The organism is Escherichia sp. KTE159 (genome assembly GCF_000408805.1).
In the GTDB taxonomy this organism is placed as follows: Bacteria; Pseudomonadota; Gammaproteobacteria; order Enterobacterales; family Enterobacteriaceae; genus Escherichia; species Escherichia marmotae.
Window position 1 is genome coordinate 354,925 of record NZ_KE137293.1, and the last position, 16,965, is coordinate 371,889.

Sequence of the window (16,965 nt, forward strand, 5' to 3'; positions counted from 1 at the left end):
ACCTGATACTTCGCTACAATGGATACTCGTTAATCAAAGAGTTTTCCATTGTGGCGCTACTAATCATCACCACTATTCTGTGGGCCTTCTCCTTTAGCTTTTACGGCGAGTACCTTGCGGGGCACGTCGACAGCTATTTTTCGGTGCTGGTACGCGTTGGCCTGGCGGCGCTCGTTTTCCTGCCGTTCCTGCGTACCCGAGGCAATAGCCTGAAAACCATTGGCCTGTATATGCTGGTGGGCGCGATGCAGCTTGGCATTATGTATATGCTTAGTTTCCGTGCCTATCTTTACCTGACTGTCTCTGAACTGCTGTTATTTACCGTCCTGACGCCGCTCTACATCACGCTGATTTATGACATCATGAGTAAGCGCCGTCTGCGCTGGGGCTACGCTTTTAGCGCCTTGCTTGCAGTTATTGGTGCCGGTATTATTCGTTACGATCAGGTCACTGACCATTTCTGGACTGGCCTGCTGCTGGTGCAACTCTCCAATATCACTTTCGCGATTGGTATGGTGGGCTATAAACGCCTGATGGAAACCCGCCCGATGCCGCAGCATAACGCCTTTGCGTGGTTCTATCTCGGCGCGTTCCTGGTGGCGGTGATTGCATGGTTCTTGCTGGGCAATACGCAGAAAATGCCGGAAACTACGCTGCAATGGAGCATTCTGGTGTTTCTTGGCGTGGTGGCCTCCGGGATTGGTTACTTTATGTGGAACTACGGCGCGACTCAGGTGGACGCCGGAACGCTGGGTATTATGAATAATATGCATGTTCCGGCAGGGCTGCTGGTTAACCTGGCAATCTGGCACCAACAGCCGCACTGGCCAACGTTTATTACAGGCGCGCTGGTGATCCTGGCCTCACTGTGGGTGCATCGTAAGTGGGTCGCTCCGCGCTCTTCACAAACGGCAGATGATCGCAGGCGTGATTGCGCGTTGAGCGAATAAACGCTTCCGTAACCGGCTGACGCTGCTCGCCATCGCGAACGGCGGCGTACAGTCGGCTCCACAATCCTTCGCCAAGGGTTTTAGTCACTACCAAACCCTGGCGTTCAAAGCTCTCCACCACCCAATGCGGCAGGGCGGCAATACCCATCCGCGCGGCAACCATCTGAATCAACAATAAGGTGTTATCGACGCTTTTCAGTGACGGACTGACGCCTGCGGGCTGAAGAAAATGCCGCCAGACATCCAGTCGGCTACGCTGCACCGGATAAATTAACAGCGTCTCGCTGGCGAGATCTTCCGGCGTGATCCGCGTTTTCGCAGCCAGTGGATGGTCAGGTGCTAACACCAGACGCACTTCATAATCGAACATTGGCGAGTAATGCAGGCCACTGCGCGGCAGAATATCGGATGTCATCACCAGATCCAGCTCGCCCTGTTGCAACGCGGGCTGCGGGTCAAAGGTTACGCCCGATTTAAAATCCGTCTCGACCTGCGGCCAGTTCTTATGAAAGTTTTCTAACGCGGGCGTCAGCCACTGAATACAGCTATGACATTCGATGGCGATACGCAGGCGAGTCTGCTGCGGTTCATTGCAGGCTTGCAGTGCCTGACTGATTTGCGGCAGTACCTGGTTTGCCAGTTGTAACAGGATTTCTCCCTGCGGCGTAAAGCGTAGCGGCTGGCTTTTACGCACAAATAGCCGGAAGCCAAGACGTTGTTCCAGATCGCTAAACTGGTGAGACAGGGCGGATTGCGTCTGATGCAACGTCGCCGCAGCGGCTGCGAGCGAGCCGCAGTTCCGCAACGCTTGTAGCGTTTTCAGGTGTTTTACTTCGATCATGAAAGTCCTTCACTTCGGCATGAATAATTTGCGCTTGAGGAATATACAGTAACCGCCAATTATGGATGTGTAAACATCTGGACGTCTAAATACTAAAAATTCCATAAGGGGCATATAATGACAATTCTTAATCACACCCTCGGTTTTCCTCGCGTTGGCCTGCGTCGCGAGCTGAAAAAAGCACAAGAAAGTTATTGGGCGGGGAACTCCACGCGTGAAGAATTACTGACGGTGGGGCGTGAATTGCGTGCCCGTCACTGGGATCAACAAAAGCAGGCCGGTATCGACTTGCTGCCGGTGGGCGACTTTGCCTGGTACGATCATGTTCTGACCACCAGCCTGTTGCTGGGTAACGTTCCGGCGCGTCATCAGAACAAAGATGGTTCTGTAGATATCGACACCCTTTTCCGTATTGGTCGTGGACGTGCGCCAACTGGCGAACCTGCGGCGGCGGCGGAAATGACCAAATGGTTTAACACCAACTATCACTACATGGTGCCGGAGTTCGTTAAAGGGCAGCAATTCAAACTGACCTGGACGCAGTTGCTGGATGAAGTGGATGAGGCGCAGGCGCTGGGTCACAAGGTGAAACCTGTGCTACTGGGACCGGTCACCTACCTGTGGCTGGGTAAAGTGAAAGGTGAACAGTTTGATCGCCTGAGTCTGCTGAATGACATTCTGCCGGTTTATCAACAAGTTCTGGCGGAACTGGCAAAACGTGGCATTGAGTGGGTACAGATCGACGAACCGGCGCTGGTACTGGAACTGCCGCAGGCGTGGCTGGACGCGTATAAACCTGCTTACGATGCACTGCAGGGGCAGGTGAAACTGCTGTTGACCACCTATTTTGAAGGCGTAACACCGAACCTCGACACGATTACTGCGCTGCCTGTTCAGGGTCTGCATGTCGACCTCGTACATGGCAAAGATGATGTAGCAGAACTACACAAGCGCCTGCCTTCTGACTGGCTGCTGTCTGCCGGACTGGTCAATGGTCGTAACGTCTGGCGCGCCGATCTCACCGAGAAATATGCGCAAATTAAGGACATTGTCGGTAAACGTGATTTATGGGTGGCATCTTCCTGCTCACTGCTTCATAGCCCTATCGACCTGAGCGTGGAAACGCGCCTTGATGCAGAAGTGAAAAGCTGGTTTGCCTTCGCCCTGCAAAAATGTCATGAACTGGCACTGCTACGCGATGCGTTGAACAGTGGTGACACGGCAGCTCTGGCAGAGTGGAGCGCACCGATTCAGGCGCGCCGTCACTCAACCCGCGTACATAATCCGGCGGTAGAAAAACGTCTGGCAGCCATTACCGCCCAGGACAGTCAGCGTGCGAATGTCTATGAAGTGCGTGCTGAAGCCCAGCGTGCGCGTTTTAAACTGCCCGCATGGCCGACCACCACGATTGGTTCCTTCCCGCAAACCACGGAAATTCGTACCCTGCGTCTGGATTTCAAAAAGGGCAATCTTGACGCCAACAACTACCGCACGGGTATTGCGGAACATATCAAGCAGGCCATTGTTGAGCAGGAACGTTTGGGATTGGATGTGCTGGTGCACGGCGAAGCTGAACGTAACGACATGGTGGAATACTTTGGCGAGCATCTCGACGGTTTTGTCTTCACACAAAACGGTTGGGTACAGAGCTACGGTTCCCGCTGCGTTAAGCCGCCGATTGTCATTGGTGACGTTAGCCGTCCGGCGCCGATTACCGTTGAGTGGGCAAAGTATGCGCAATCGCTGACTGACAAACCGGTGAAAGGGATGCTGACGGGGCCGGTGACGATTCTCTGCTGGTCGTTCCCGCGTGAAGATGTCAGCCGTGAAACCATCGCTAAACAGATCGCTTTGGCGCTGCGTGATGAAGTGGCGGATCTGGAAGCCGCTGGAATTGGCATCATCCAGATTGACGAACCGGCACTGCGCGAAGGTTTACCGCTGCGTCGCAGCGACTGGGATGCCTATCTCCAGTGGGGCGTAGAGGCCTTCCGTATCAACGCCGCCGTGGCGAAGGATGAAACGCAAATTCACACCCACATGTGTTATTGCGAGTTCAACGACATCATGGATTCGATTGCGGCGCTGGACGCAGACGTCATTACCATTGAAACCTCGCGTTCCGACATGGAGTTGCTGGAGTCGTTTGAAGAGTTTGATTATCCGAATGAAATCGGTCCTGGCGTTTATGACATTCACTCGCCAAACGTACCGAGCGTGGAATGGATTGAATCCCTGCTGAAGAAAGCGGCACAACGTATTCCGGCAGAGCGCCTGTGGGTCAACCCGGACTGCGGCCTGAAAACGCGTGGTTGGCCAGAAACCCGCGCGGCACTGGCGAACATGGTGCAGGCGGCGCAGAACTTGCGTCGGGGGTGATGAGTATTAACGAGTCACTGTAAATTGCAGTACGATGATGGCTTCCAGCACTGGAAGCCATTTTGCTATGTGTGCTTGGTATTAAGTGGATCTTCAGGAGCAGAAAATTAATTGCGGATTTCTTAAATACTCAATGCACCACTGACAGGCTTTGCCCATACCATCGGAACGAGCGGCAAGAAATAACTTGGTGGCGTGTTTATGTTCGCGCATCGGCTTTTTCAGTAATTTACCGCTATTTAATAACGGCAATGCCAGATGATGTGGAATATAACCAATACCGACGTTTTGTTCTATTAAGGCGATTGCCGTAGTGAAGTCAGGAACAAAAATGGGTTTTTGTCCTTCCAGTAGCCAGGCTTGCATCGGGGGGAAATTAACGGAGGTATCGCGGATACAAACCGCCGGATAATGACGCAATTCACTGTTTTCTAATGGATGCCGCTTCGCTGCCAGTGGGTGGAGTGGGCTGACGACAAAATCCCATTCCATTTGTCCGACCGGTTCGCTAATGATGCCTTCACTGCTTGGCACTGCATGAGGAGCACCGTAGACCAGATCGGCACGCTTACTGTACAGCGCATCCCAGCAGCCGTTGTATACCTCAAGATCTACCGTCAGTGTTGTTGATGTGAATTGCCGTTCAAAATCTCGAATGAATGCCACCAGCAAATCACCAGGAATAATATTGTTCACCGCAATTGTCAGTTCACGTTCAATACCATCGTGAATCAGCACTGTGTTGCGCTTTAATGCTTCCAGGTCGCCCAGAATAGTTTTGCTATGTTCGATGAAGTAACTCCCAGCCGGAGATAATTCAATATAGCGTCCCTTACGAATGAACAGTTCAACGCCCAGACTCTCTTCTGCTTTCTTAATGGTGTAGCTGATGGCGGAAGGAACTTTATTTAACTGCTCGGCTGCGGTGGTAATGCTCTGGTGTCTGGCGACCAGATGAATAACACGAAGCGTTTCGTCTGAGATGAACATAAGGCTCCCTGGTCAGTGGTAAAGTGGCTGAATCACTCCAGATTCAGCCGTAATCATTGCTTGAGTATACCCAGGAATTAGCGGTGTTGACTTACCCGACTGAGAATCGCATACGCGATGCATGCCACCAGAATAGAGTCCACCGAAGGGATCGTCGTCAGGGTGAATAAGCCTTTTACCGTCATAAAGCCAACCGCAGCGCCTATGATCCAGGCTGCGAATGTCAGCACTTTAATCTGTGACTCCTGGGCTAATACTGACTCTTGATAGCCATTACGGCGATAAAGGAAAAAGTCAGCGATATAAATTCCGGCAACGGGTGGCGTGGCGATACCGAGGAACAGTAGAAACGGAATAAACCACGCCATAATATCCAGACTGCCTACGATGGCGGAAAGGATACCCAGCGCCACGGTAATCTGCCATTTTGGAAAGCGGGTAAGCAGCGTGGAAACCACCAGCGTGCCCTGGAACATATTGCCCGCGTTACCGGTGACGCAGGCGAAAATCAATAACAGCGCCGCGGGCAGAACCGCACCGAATACCGCCATTGCACCCAGTAAAGATCCCTGACCGCTAATGGCGCTCGGCGTTGCACCCGCCCAGTAGAGCAGAGGGTAGGCAACCAGAAACGTCACGCCTGCGGCAATCAGCGCATGTTTGCGGTTATGCACAAAGCTACCGAAATCAGGCAGTGTGGCAACCAGTACAATAATCGTACCAACAACGGTGGAAACGGCGACACCCGTATTCATCTCCACTATCGCTGCTGGTGCTGCTACTTCGGTATGGGTTGCCACATAGAGGATGTAACACAGCACCAGCGCGATAACTGGCACGGCAATCTGGGCAATTTTTCCCAGAACGGCAAAACCAAATGCCGTAGAGGCGACAAAAATGACACAACCAAGCGCCACTAACAGTGCCAGTGGAACTTCCAGCCCATGCTGGGCCAGTAAGTCATGTACCGAATGACCAAACATATTGGCGGTAACGGCAATCCAGCCGAACAGACTTATCGCCATCAACATGTTAATGGCAATGGCCCCTTTTTCGCCAAACGAATATTTCACAATGCCATACGTTGGCAGGCGGGCTTTTTCTCCAACGCTAATGGTGATGGTAGAAAGTAAGGTCAGAATGACGCCGCCTAACAATACGACGCTAATTAAACTGCCGCTGGAAAGTTGATTGCCGAGGCTTGAGGATGACAACAGCACAGGTGTGACGGCAATACCCAGCAAAATCATGGCAATACGCAATCCTGATGCCGTATTCAGATTCTCTTCTTTTTTACGCATAGTATGTTCCCTTTATAAATGCGCGTTACACAGTATGAAAATGCCCGGTGTATTTGCGCCAGCTACCCAGTTCTGTAATTTCCCGTTGGCCTTCCGTCAGCCAGTTTTCTGCCAGTACGCCCAGCACTTCGCTACCATCGGCAAGTTTGATTTTGCCAATTGCCAGTCCGGCAGGTTCACTCATTAATAGAGCGGCAAAACTGGCCAGTGGCAGTTGCCAAATTTCTACGTCGACGTGTGTTCCCCCTTCATTCACGCGAATCATTCCCGGATGGCGATCGTTAATACTCCACAACCGGTAATGGGCGTCAGTTCGGTCTTCACGGACAAAAATGCCGCCCGCTTTTTGCATATTTGGGTTGAGTTCCAGGCCGCGCATCAGCGTTCCGTTAACGGCTAAAAGTGTTGTAGTCATTGAGTTCTCCAGAGAATTAAAGGGTTATCCATGTGCCGCTCTGATGCGAAAGGGCTGCTTTTATGGTTTGCGGTGAAGTAATCAGGCCGCTGGCCTGTTTGCCTTGTTGCAGGCTGGTATTGATGAAATCAACAATGGCTTCCACTTTTGGTTGCATACTGCCGATACCAAATTGACCTTCCCGCAACAGCGTTTGTGCTTCGGCAACGCTGATAGCATCGAGCCACTGTTGTTGTGGTGTACCAAAGTTAATCGCCACTTTTTCTACACCGGTGGGGATCACCAGTAGATCCGCGGCCAACTGACTGGCGAGCAGCGCGGAGGCCAGATCTTTATCGATCACAGCTTCCACACCTTTCAGTTGTTGCCCGTCTCGCACCACCGGAATACCACCACCGCCGCAGGCAATGACCAGATATCCCTGGCGCACCAGATGAGCGATGGTGCCATGTTCAATAATTTCCAGTGGCGCAGGAGAGGGAACCGTACGCCGCCATCCGCGCCCGGCATCCTCCATCAGAGTCCAGCCGAGTTGTTGTTGGCGTTGTTGAGCCGTTACTTCATCGAGAAATGCGCCAATCGGTTTACTGGGGCTGGTGAAAGCATCGTCATGTGGGTTGACTCGCGTTTGTGTCACCAGCGCAATTACCGGTTTGTTTATGCCACGGCGAGCCAGTTCGTTATGCAGTGCCTTCTGGAACATGTAGCCAATAGCACCTTGTGTATCACCCACGGCGTAATCAAGCGGAACCGGAGAAACTTCGTTACTGGCAAGTTCTGAGCGGCGCAGAATAAAGCCCACCTGCGGCCCATTACCGTGGGTTAGCACCAGATCCCATCCGGCTTCAACCATATCAACGATATGCTGCACGCTTTCCATCACTGCAACATATTGATCGGGGATACTATTGTGCTGATCGTCTTGGATGAGCGCATTGCCGCCAACCGCGACAACAGCCAGAGGCTTAACCATGATGATTCTCCTTTGCGACGATCTCAGCCAGTGCACGTACAGCGGCGACAAAACAGGCCATTGGCGCAGTGGTGATCCCGGCACCAATTTGCCCGACCCCCGCTTGTTTGTGGGCGATACCCGTATTGATGACCGGTAAAATGCCGCGGTCGGTCACTTTACGCGCATCAATCCCTGCTGCGGTGGGGGCAAAATTGAGAGCCGGAAGTGTAAATGCGGGATTGCCGCCGAGGGTGATTGCCTGCATCCGGCGGCTGTTATTGGTGGCATCGGCAGGGGTGCCTCCCACAAATTTGACGATCGCCGGAGATGACGCCATCGCGAAGCCACCCACACCTGCGGTTTCGGTAATTGCGCTATCGCCCAGGTCAGCAGCGGCGTCGTCAACGCCAAATCCGGGGAAGAACAGACCTTCAACTGCATTGGCGGGAGCCTGGAACCAGCGATCGCCAGTACCGGAAAGCCGAATACCAAAATTCACCCCGTTACGCGCCATTACCGTAACCATTGAACTGAACGGTACATTGGCGGCGGCATCCATCATCGCTTTGCAGGCAGCCATCGACAGATTAAGGAAGAAGTGATCGTTACTGGTGATAAATGCCACGGCGCGCTGGATATGTTCTTGTGGAAGAGAGCTGGCCAGCAATGCCGGAAGAAGACGCTTAATCAGCAAACCGGTAGCAGCGGCATTGCGATTATGAACTTCATCCCCCATATGCAGCGCCTGCGCCATTAATGGCTTGAGTTCCAGCTCGCCGTGTTGTGCGATTGCTGCTTTCATTGCCGGAGCCAGCTCATCGCGCATCCAGGCCAGACGATTGAGAACTTCGTCGTTATTGGCACCAAAACGGAGAACCTTACCCAGACCTTCATTGAAATTGCTAAAAGTACGGTGGCCGTTGGTTTTGTTTTCTACCACCCATAACGGCATTGACGGGCTGATGATGCCTGCCATTGGGCCAACCGCGTGATAATGATGACAAGGGGCAAGGTCGATATCGCCTGCGGTTATCTGGTTTTCTGCATCTTGCTGGTTGGTGGCCCAACCTTCGTACAGCATGGCACCAATAATCGCTCCTTTTACCGGACCACACATCTCTTCCCAGGCAATCGGCGGACCAGAGTGCAAAATACGTTTTTGTTCAGCCATTGCTGGAATGGCCTCTTTAGCGAGCATGACATCCACCAGCACAGGTTGTGCTTCGAGATAACGTGTCATGGCGATTTGGTTGGCATTTTCTACCAGTGGATGACGTAGCAACGATGCCAGATCCAATCCAGCGTCAATATCGCCTTGTGCTGGTGGCTGCCAGTTGAGGGCAATTGCGCTTCCCCCGGCGTGTTGAATATTGTCAGCAAAACTGTGTAGTCCCGCGTTCACGACCTTCAAAGGCTGATTAAATAAGGTGTTCATGCGTTTAGCCCCTTTTTCTGCAACTGAGTCTGCGCAACGGTGCTGGCCCATAGCGCCGCCTGTGCATTACTGCTGGCGATGATGACGCCTGCGTTTTGCAGCGCACTTATCTGTTGGCTGCGTACTTGTGGATCAGCTTCTGTTCCGCAAACGTGCGCAATCAGCAACGGTGCGTTATTCATGTTGATGTGTGAAAGTTGCTCCAGTAATTCGCTGGCAGGCATAGCGGAAGCGCCATAACCAAGTACCAGGTCGAATAACACGACGGCAGTGTGTGAGTCGTTGAGTTCGTTGAGCAGACGTTGATTGCGCAGAGTCGGGTCGATCATTGGATGCGGTTTGCCACGGGTGAAATCATCGTCGCCCATATCGATCAGCGTGTGTTCTTCGCTTTGCCAGATATTTGCCAGTGTGCGATTACCCGCAACTGGCGTATTGGAGGCTGCGCTGAATCCCTTTTGTTGGCAGATAAGTTGCGCTTCGTAACAGAAGGTTCCTCCGGCGAAAACTCCGCGTATCGCCTGGCGATGGGCTGACAGATGTTGGCTGGCGTGTTCTAACATTGCGAGATCGGCAGAGGAAACCTCTGTCTCAACAGCCGGAAGAGGCTGAGCATTTAGCAACGCCACGGCGATATCCGCAGCGCTGGCCAGCGTGGTGGCAGCGGTGATATTGGGGCGTGCCAGATCGTGCGGATTTGCACCGAGGAAATTCACTACCACGGGTTTTCCACAAGCCTCGGCACGCTCCAGAATATTTTGGGCAACGATGGGTGACGGCGGTTTTGAAATCAGCACAATCACGCGCGTTTCATCATCTTGCGCCAGTGCATCTAAAGCAAAGAGCATCGATATTCCACCAATCTCTTCACGGAGATCATGCCCACCTGTTCCCAGAGCCTGAGAAATGCCTGCTCCGAGCCGGTCGATTCGGCAAGTCACTTCCTGTAACCCGGTGCCGGATGCACCGATAACACCAATTGCTCCGCGTTTCACCACATTGGCGAAGCCTAACGGAATTCCGTTAACAATGGCGGTTCCACAGTCCGGCCCCATTACGATGCGCTGACGTTCCCGGGCTAGAGTTTTGATGGATTTTTCCTGCTCGATACTGACGTTATCGCTGAACATCATCACGTTCATTCCGAGGTTTAACGCTTTAATCGCTTCGGCGGCGGCGTAGTCTCCCGGTACAGAAATGAGTGCCAGGTTGGCTTCGGGTTCGGCTTCCAGTGCCATTTCCAGACTGACCTTTTCCGGTGTTTTAATGCCACTATCCGTTTCATCATCAGGCTTGCTGGTCAGACGTTGTTGGGCCAGCACCAGTGCTTCATTGCAAATCTCTTCTTCACCCATAACCGCGATCACTAAATCATTGGGGCTGGCGTTGATTTCGTCGCCCAGACCCGCATCGCGCAATTGTTCGAGATTATTGGGCGTTCCCATGACGACCGAGGCCTGTTGAATACCGGGCAACTTGCTGATTTGCGCGGAAATCTGCATCAGAGACACTGAGTCCTGATAAAGATTGCTGAAAACTTTATATTTAACTTTCATGCTGTTATGCCTGTTTCATTCCGCCCGATAGCAAAATTCGGGCAAAGCATCCCCGTGTAGCGCCATAAACGGGCTACGGGAGAAAAGGTTGAAATCAATTCATGGTGTTCAGGGTTCGAAAGCCATGCAGCATTCCTGCAAGGCAGTCCACTCCTGACGTTGCGCCAAATTGCATGACCCGTTCAGCACAAGATGCGATGGTCATTGCCGATGCGCCCCCAACCAGTTGTGCGAGTAACTGGCAAATCGGTTCTGAAAAATGTCCCTGAAGTGCACGCTCCAGATAATGACGACTAATATCCGTGGTGTTGTGTGCATGTTGGTTAATTGCCTGCTGCAACCGGTATTGATGATCGGCAAGTGGTGCAGGTAGTTGCCATAACCAGAGCGCCGCCAGATAGCCCAGCAAATAGTCATCACCATCGGGCGTTAAGCCTTTGCCAAAGCCGATCAGTTGTGGCACCTGGCGTTCCAGCGCATCTGGATGTTCCATAATCTCTAATCCCTCGTGCATGAGGCTATCCGGCAGGTGCAATGTGCTTTGAACGTTATGCTCCAGACAAAATAAAAGCCGTTGCGATGCCATTGTTGGGTAGTGCTGTAAAACCAAAGGGAACGCCTCAAGTGTCAACATCCCCCCCACAAATGGCGGCTGCCAGAGTGTTGTGTTATGAAGCACCACGTAAAAGCGAGGTGTTTGTAGCAAGCCAGGGGTTAACTGAACAGGATCTGAACGGGCGATCTCTCTTCGCCAGTCCCAACGCTCAGGCAGGATGACTCTGGCGGCATCAGGGAGATTCAGATACGTTTGCGCACACAGCAGGGTGATGAATGTTCCCGCTTCTGAAGACAGATTTACCGCATGCTTAAAAGCACTATGCAGACGTAAATTTTGCGTTTCATTCCGCGGAAAAAGATACCCCAACGACGATGCGCAAAGCGTAACCTGTACCATCGGTGTTAGCCTTCCAGACCTGCAATAATGGCTTTGGAATCAGTTACCCAACCGAAAATGGCACCTTGTGCTTTGATCATTTCCAGGGCGTATTTCTGGAATTCCGGGAAATAGGAGCCAACACAATCTTCCGGGATGATGCATTCATAGCCACGGTCATTTGCTTCGCGCACGGTGGTGGTTACGCAAACTTCGGTAGTCACACCACAAACAATCAGCGTCTTGATACCGTGGTTTTGCAAAATCAGATGTAAGTCGGTTTGATAAAAAGCGCCTTTGCCAGGTTTATCAATCACCGGTTCGCCTGCTACCGGGTACAGTTCAGGAATGATGTCATGACCTGCTTCACCTCTGACCAGAATGCGTCCCATCGGTCCTGGTTCACCAATAAAGGTTTTACCACCGCGTGTCAGTTTGGCTGGTGGGCAGTCGCTTAAGTCAGCGCGATGGCCTTCACGGGTATGAATAACCATAATTCCTTTCTGACGTGCGGCTGCCAGCACCTCTGTACATGGCGCGATAGCCGTGCGAACCAGCGAAACATCATTACCCAATGCCTCACCGAAGCCTCCTGCCTCGACAAAGTCACGCTGCATGTCGATCATGACCAGTGCAGTCGTACACGGATCAAAAGGTAATTCAAAGGGTTGGGCCTGAAAAATGGATTGCGTCATGGTAAATCTCCTGTCTGATGTTTAAACGATCCGGTTGTTCTGAGAGCGAGTATTCAGGAGAAAAGCGGTATAAAACAGGAAAAAAGTTTGCCGCACAGCAACGAAATTTTTGCATTCAGCAGGTGGTGTGATGACGAATGTGAAGGGGGTCAAATAGTGGCATACAGCAACAAATTTTTTGATGCTGTATGTTTTTGAGATTAAAAAAATCGTTGAAATTGTGTGAGCTTAATCATCAGATTTAGCGGCAATGGCGTTACTTTTTAACACCATACTGCGTAAACCATTCCAGCATTCGCTGCCAGCCGTCTTGCGCAGACTCGGCATGATAGCTCGGGCGATAATCGGCGTTGAATGCATGTCCGGCATCCGGGTAAACGATAATCTCCGCTTTCGCGTTCGCTGCCCGCAGCGCCTGGCGCATGGTTTCAACGCTCTCCTGCGGAATGCTGTTATCCTGACCGCCGTACAACCCGAGAACCGGGGCATTAAGGTCAGTCGCGATATCAACAGGCTGTTTCGGTGAATTTAATGTTTTGTCGCCCGTCAGTTTGCCATACCACGCTACTGCCGCTTTCAGTTGCGGGTTATGCGCGGCATACAGCCAGGCCATTCGCCCACCCCAGCAAAATCCAGTGATCATTAAGCGATGCACATCACCGCCATTGCGTGACGCCCAACTGGCGACGTGATCGAGATCGGCAAGCACCTGTGAGTCAGGTACTTTTGCTACCAGACCACTTAATAGCGTCGGGATGTCGGTGAAATCATTCGGATCGCCTTCGCGGAAGTAAAGTTCTGGTGCGATAGCCAGATACCCCTCCAGCGCCAGACGGCGACAAATGTCGCGGATATGTTCATGCACACCAAAAATTTCCTGCACTACAATGACCACAGGTAGTGGGCCATCGCTCTGCTTTGGACGAGCATGATAAGCAGGCATGTTATCCCCTTGTGAAGGGATAGAGGTGAACCCTGCCACAATCGTATCGTCCGGGGTATGAACAATTGTTGAGGCGAGGGGTGATGCAGCAGGTGCAAATCCGGATTGTTGTGTTGTTGTCATGGGATTCTCCGTACCCTTATGAAAATTTTGCGCAATGTTAACTATAGTCAGCGTGCAACAATTCACATTGCCTCAAATGGCTCATCTTTTAAGCAGCCTTACTGACTTAAGAGCAAATTATGTGATTTAAGTCACCTTTGATGAGTAAATGTATGCAACACATTTGCATCATAGTGATGATTATCACGAAAAAATGTTAATCCCTTCGGTAAAGTATCTTTTTGCTTCTTCTGACTAAACCGATTCACAGAGGAGTTGTATATGTCCAAGTCTGATGTTTTTCATCTCGGCCTCACTAAAAACGATTTACAAGGGGCTACGCTAGCCATCGTTCCTGGCGACCCGGATCGTGTGGAAAAGATCGCCGCGCTAATGGATAAGCCGGTTAAACTGGCATCTCACCGCGAATTCACCACCTGGCGTGCAGAGCTGGATGGTAAACCTGTTATCGTTTGTTCTACCGGTATCGGTGGTCCGTCGACTTCTATTGCCGTTGAAGAACTGGCACAGCTTGGCATTCGCACTTTCCTGCGTATCGGTACGACTGGCGCTATTCAGCCGCATATTAATGTTGGTGATGTACTGGTTACTACGGCGTCTGTTCGTCTGGATGGCGCGAGCCTGCATTTCGCACCGCTGGAATTCCCGGCAGTGGCTGATTTCGAATGTACTACCGCGCTGGTTGAAGCAGCGAAGTCTATTGGTGCAACCACTCACGTGGGTGTGACTGCCTCTTCTGACACTTTCTACCCGGGCCAGGAACGTTACGACACTTATTCTGGCCGTGTAGTCCGTCACTTTAAAGGCTCTATGGAAGAGTGGCAGGCGATGGGCGTAATGAATTATGAGATGGAATCTGCAACTCTGCTGACCATGTGTGCAAGCCAGGGTCTGCGTGCCGGTATGGTAGCTGGCGTTATTGTTAACCGCACCCAGCAAGAGATCCCGAATGCTGAGACGATGAAACAAACCGAAAGCCATGCGGTGAAAATCGTGGTGGAAGCGGCGCGTCGTCTGCTGTAATTCTCTTCTCCTGTCTGAAGGCCGATACGTTCGGCCTTTTGTATTTTTGCGTAGCGCCTCGCAGGAAATGCCTTTCCAACTGGACGTTTGTACAGCACAATTCTATTTTGTGCGGGTAAGTTGTTGCGTCAGGAGGCTTTGTGGATTTCTCAATCATTGTTTATGCCATTATTGCACTGGTCAGTGTGGCCATCGGCTGGCTGTTTGCCAGTTATCAACATGCACAGCAAAAAGCCGAGCAACTAGCCGAACGTGAAGAGATGGTTGCGGAGTTAAGTGCGGCAAAACAACAAATTACCCAAAGTGAGCACTGGCGTGAAGAGTGTGAACTACTCAATAACGAAGTGCGCAGCCTGCAAAGTATTAACACCTCGCTGGAGGCCGATCTGCGTGAAGTGACCACGCGGATGGAAGCCGCACAGCAACATGCTGACGATAAAATTCGCCAGATGATCAACAGCGAACAGCGTTTAAGCGAGCAGTTTGAAAACCTCGCTAACCGTATTTTTGAACACAGCAATCGCCGGGTTGATGAACAAAATCGCCAGAGTCTGAACAGCCTTTTGTCGCCGCTGCGTGAACAACTGGATGGTTTTCGCCGTCAGGTTCAGGACAGTTTTGGTAAAGAAGCACAAGAACGCCATACCCTGACCCACGAAATTCGCAATCTCCAACAACTCAACGCCCAAATGGCCCAGGAAGCAATCAACCTGACACGGGCGCTAAAAGGCGACAATAAAACCCAGGGTAACTGGGGCGAAGTGGTATTAACGCGAGTACTGGAGGCTTCCGGGTTGCGTGAGGGGTATGAATATGAAACCCAGGTCAGCATCGAAAATGACGCCCGCTCGCGGATGCAACCAGATGTCATCGTGCGCTTACCACAGGGGAAAGATGTGGTTATCGACGCCAAAATGACGCTGGTCGCTTATGAACGCTACTTCAATGCGGAAGACGACTACACCCGCGAAAGCGCATTGCAGGAACATATCGCGTCGGTGCGTAACCATATCCGCTTGTTGGGGCGTAAAGATTATCAGCAGCTTCCGGGGCTAAGAACCCTGGATTACGTGCTGATGTTTATCCCCGTCGAACCGGCATTCTTACTGGCGCTGGACAGGCAGCCGGAGCTAATCACCGAAGCGTTGAAAAACAATATTATGCTGGTTAGCCCCACCACGCTGCTGGTGGCGTTGCGTACTATCGCCAACCTGTGGCGTTATGAGCATCAAAGCCGTAACGCTCAGCAAATCGCTGATCGTGCCAGCAAGCTGTACGACAAAATGCGCCTGTTTGTTGATGATATGTCTGCGATTGGTCAAAGTCTGGATAAAGCGCAGGATAACTATCGGCAGGCGATGAAAAAACTTTCTTCAGGTCGCGGAAATGTGCTGGCGCAGGCAGAAGCGTTTCGTGGTTTAGGGGTAGAAATTAAACGCGAGATTAATCCGGATTTGGCCGATCAGGCGGTAAGCCAGGACGAAGAGTACCGATTGCGGTCGGTTCCGGAGCAGCCGAATGGTGAAGCTTATCAACGTGATGATGAATATAATCAGCAATCGCGTTAGCCCATTAGGGGTAGCTAAGCCGGGTAGAAATCTAGGGCAACGACGCCCAATCTGTTACACTTCTGGAACAATTTTTTGATGAGCAGGCATTGAGATGGTGGATAAGTCACAAGAAACGACGCACTTTGGTTTTCAGACCGTCGCGAAGGAACAAAAAGCGGACATGGTCGCCCACGTTTTCCATTCCGTGGCATCGAAATACGATGTCATGAACGATTTGATGTCCTTTGGTATTCATCGTTTGTGGAAGCGATTCACGATCGATTGTAGCGGCGTACGCCGTGGGCAGACCGTGCTGGATCTGGCTGGCGGCACTGGCGATCTGACGGCGAAATTCTCCCGCCTGGTCGGTGAAACTGGCAAAGTGGTCCTCGCTGATATCAATGAATCCATGCTCAAAATGGGGCGCGAGAAGCTGCGTAATATCGGCGTGATTGGCAACGTTGAGTATGTTCAGGCAAATGCCGAGGCTCTACCGTTCCCGGATAACACCTTTGATTGCATCACCATTTCGTTTGGTCTGCGTAACGTCACTGACAAAGATAAAGCGCTGCGTTCGATGTATCGCGTGCTGAAACCCGGCGGTCGTCTGCTGGTGCTTGAGTTCTCGAAGCCGATTATCGAGCCGCTAAGCAAAGCTTATGACGCTTACTCCTTCCATGTGTTGCCGCGTATTGGCTCGCTGGTGGCGAATGACGCCGACAGCTACCGTTATCTGGCAGAATCCATCCGTATGCATCCCGATCAGGATACCCTGAAAGCCATGATGCAAGATGCCGGATTCGAAAGTGTCGATTATTACAACCTGACGGCTGGCGTTGTGGCGCTGCACCGTGGTTATAAGTTCTGACAGGAGT

General features: G+C 51.8%; 15 protein-coding genes. 5 read left to right on the forward strand and 10 right to left on the reverse strand.

What is annotated here, in order from left to right:
* The first annotated feature begins 50 nt into the window (after positions 1-50).
* Positions 51-950, forward strand: a complete 900-nt coding sequence (bioP, locus tag A31E_RS03350) for a biotin transporter (RefSeq protein WP_001196250.1) — start codon at positions 51-53, stop codon at positions 948-950.
* Here bioP and metR read toward each other — a convergent pair.
* Positions 838-1,791, reverse strand: a complete 954-nt coding sequence (gene metR, locus A31E_RS03345; protein ID WP_000573631.1) for an HTH-type transcriptional regulator MetR — start codon at positions 1,789-1,791, stop codon at positions 838-840. The genes bioP and metR overlap by 113 nt on opposite strands.
* Before the next feature lie 117 nt (positions 1,792-1,908).
* Here metR and metE point away from each other — a divergent pair, with 117 nt between their 5' ends.
* The gene (gene metE / locus A31E_RS03340) at positions 1,909-4,170 is read left to right on the forward strand and encodes a 5-methyltetrahydropteroyltriglutamate--homocysteine S-methyltransferase (protein ID WP_016249448.1); all 2,262 of its coding nucleotides are present in this window, start codon (positions 1,909-1,911) and stop codon (positions 4,168-4,170) included.
* Positions 4,171-4,263: 93 nt separating this feature from the next.
* On the opposite strand, the gene A31E_RS03335 is transcribed toward metE, so the two are convergent.
* From A31E_RS03335 to A31E_RS03295, 9 genes are all read right to left on the reverse strand, one after another.
* The gene (locus A31E_RS03335; RefSeq protein ID WP_000470721.1) at positions 4,264-5,160 is read right to left on the reverse strand and encodes a LysR substrate-binding domain-containing protein; all 897 of its coding nucleotides are present in this window, start codon (positions 5,158-5,160) and stop codon (positions 4,264-4,266) included.
* A gap of 77 nt (positions 5,161-5,237) precedes the next feature.
* Complete coding sequence (locus tag A31E_RS03330; protein WP_016249449.1) at positions 5,238-6,461, reverse strand: cytosine permease; 1,224 nt, start codon at positions 6,459-6,461, stop codon at positions 5,238-5,240.
* A gap of 25 nt (positions 6,462-6,486) precedes the next feature.
* The gene (locus A31E_RS03325) at positions 6,487-6,876 is read right to left on the reverse strand and encodes an allophanate hydrolase-related protein (RefSeq protein ID WP_000214035.1); all 390 of its coding nucleotides are present in this window, start codon (positions 6,874-6,876) and stop codon (positions 6,487-6,489) included.
* Between the two features lie 16 nt (positions 6,877-6,892).
* A complete protein-coding gene (arcC, locus tag A31E_RS03320) occupies positions 6,893-7,849 on the reverse strand; it encodes a carbamate kinase (protein WP_000240541.1) in 957 nt (318 codons plus the stop codon).
* Positions 7,842-9,266, reverse strand: coding sequence for a YlbE family protein (locus tag A31E_RS03315; RefSeq protein ID WP_024193619.1), 1,425 nt, complete (start codon positions 9,264-9,266; stop codon positions 7,842-7,844). The genes arcC and A31E_RS03315 overlap by 8 nt, the downstream gene beginning before the upstream one ends.
* Positions 9,263-10,822, reverse strand: coding sequence for an acyl-CoA synthetase FdrA (gene fdrA, locus A31E_RS03310; protein ID WP_016249451.1), 1,560 nt, complete (start codon positions 10,820-10,822; stop codon positions 9,263-9,265). The genes A31E_RS03315 and fdrA overlap by 4 nt, the downstream gene beginning before the upstream one ends.
* 94 nt (positions 10,823-10,916) lie before the next feature.
* On the reverse strand, positions 10,917-11,777 hold the full coding sequence (locus tag A31E_RS03305) for an oxamate carbamoyltransferase subunit AllH family protein (RefSeq protein ID WP_016249452.1): 861 nt from the start codon (positions 11,775-11,777) through the stop codon (positions 10,917-10,919).
* 5 nt (positions 11,778-11,782) lie between these two features.
* A complete protein-coding gene (locus tag A31E_RS03300) occupies positions 11,783-12,451 on the reverse strand; it encodes a cysteine hydrolase family protein (protein ID WP_001517370.1) in 669 nt (222 codons plus the stop codon).
* A gap of 256 nt (positions 12,452-12,707) precedes the next feature.
* Entirely contained in the window at positions 12,708-13,517 is an 810-nt protein-coding gene (locus tag A31E_RS03295; protein WP_016249453.1) for a dienelactone hydrolase family protein, read from the reverse strand.
* 261 nt (positions 13,518-13,778) lie between these two features.
* Between A31E_RS03295 and udp the strand changes: the two genes are divergently transcribed.
* The 3 genes from udp (at position 13,779) to ubiE (ending at position 16,958) form a co-directional block, all read left to right on the forward strand.
* Entirely contained in the window at positions 13,779-14,540 is a 762-nt protein-coding gene (udp, locus tag A31E_RS03290) for a uridine phosphorylase (protein ID WP_000045177.1), read from the forward strand.
* Positions 14,541-14,680: 140 nt separating this feature from the next.
* The gene (rmuC, locus tag A31E_RS03285) at positions 14,681-16,108 is read left to right on the forward strand and encodes a DNA recombination protein RmuC (protein WP_000347690.1); all 1,428 of its coding nucleotides are present in this window, start codon (positions 14,681-14,683) and stop codon (positions 16,106-16,108) included.
* 94 nt (positions 16,109-16,202) lie between these two features.
* The gene (ubiE, locus tag A31E_RS03280; RefSeq protein WP_000227958.1) at positions 16,203-16,958 is read left to right on the forward strand and encodes a bifunctional demethylmenaquinone methyltransferase/2-methoxy-6-polyprenyl-1,4-benzoquinol methylase UbiE; all 756 of its coding nucleotides are present in this window, start codon (positions 16,203-16,205) and stop codon (positions 16,956-16,958) included.
* The last annotated feature ends 7 nt before the right edge of the window (positions 16,959-16,965 follow it).

Excerpts from the sequence above, each read along its gene's own strand:
- fdrA (WP_016249451.1), bottom strand. The coding sequence starts at position 10,822 with ATGAAAGTTAAATATAAAGTTTTCAGCAATCTTTATCAGGACTCAGTG.
- udp (WP_000045177.1), top strand. The coding sequence starts at position 13,779 with ATGTCCAAGTCTGATGTTTTTCATCTCGGCCTCACTAAAAACGATTTA.
- A31E_RS03305 (WP_016249452.1), bottom strand. The coding sequence starts at position 11,777 with ATGGTACAGGTTACGCTTTGCGCATCGTCGTTGGGGTATCTTTTTCCG.
- metE (WP_016249448.1), top strand. The coding sequence starts at position 1,909 with ATGACAATTCTTAATCACACCCTCGGTTTTCCTCGCGTTGGCCTGCGT.
- A31E_RS03295 (WP_016249453.1), bottom strand. The coding sequence starts at position 13,517 with ATGACAACAACACAACAATCCGGATTTGCACCTGCTGCATCACCCCTC.
- A31E_RS03335 (WP_000470721.1), bottom strand. The coding sequence starts at position 5,160 with ATGTTCATCTCAGACGAAACGCTTCGTGTTATTCATCTGGTCGCCAGA.
- metR (WP_000573631.1), bottom strand. The coding sequence starts at position 1,791 with ATGATCGAAGTAAAACACCTGAAAACGCTACAAGCGTTGCGGAACTGC.
- A31E_RS03300 (WP_001517370.1), bottom strand. The coding sequence starts at position 12,451 with ATGACGCAATCCATTTTTCAGGCCCAACCCTTTGAATTACCTTTTGAT.
- A31E_RS03315 (WP_024193619.1), bottom strand. The coding sequence starts at position 9,266 with ATGAACACCTTATTTAATCAGCCTTTGAAGGTCGTGAACGCGGGACTA.
- arcC (WP_000240541.1), bottom strand. The coding sequence starts at position 7,849 with ATGGTTAAGCCTCTGGCTGTTGTCGCGGTTGGCGGCAATGCGCTCATC.
- ubiE (WP_000227958.1), top strand. The coding sequence starts at position 16,203 with ATGGTGGATAAGTCACAAGAAACGACGCACTTTGGTTTTCAGACCGTC.
- A31E_RS03325 (WP_000214035.1), bottom strand. The coding sequence starts at position 6,876 with ATGACTACAACACTTTTAGCCGTTAACGGAACGCTGATGCGCGGCCTG.
- A31E_RS03330 (WP_016249449.1), bottom strand. The coding sequence starts at position 6,461 with ATGCGTAAAAAAGAAGAGAATCTGAATACGGCATCAGGATTGCGTATT.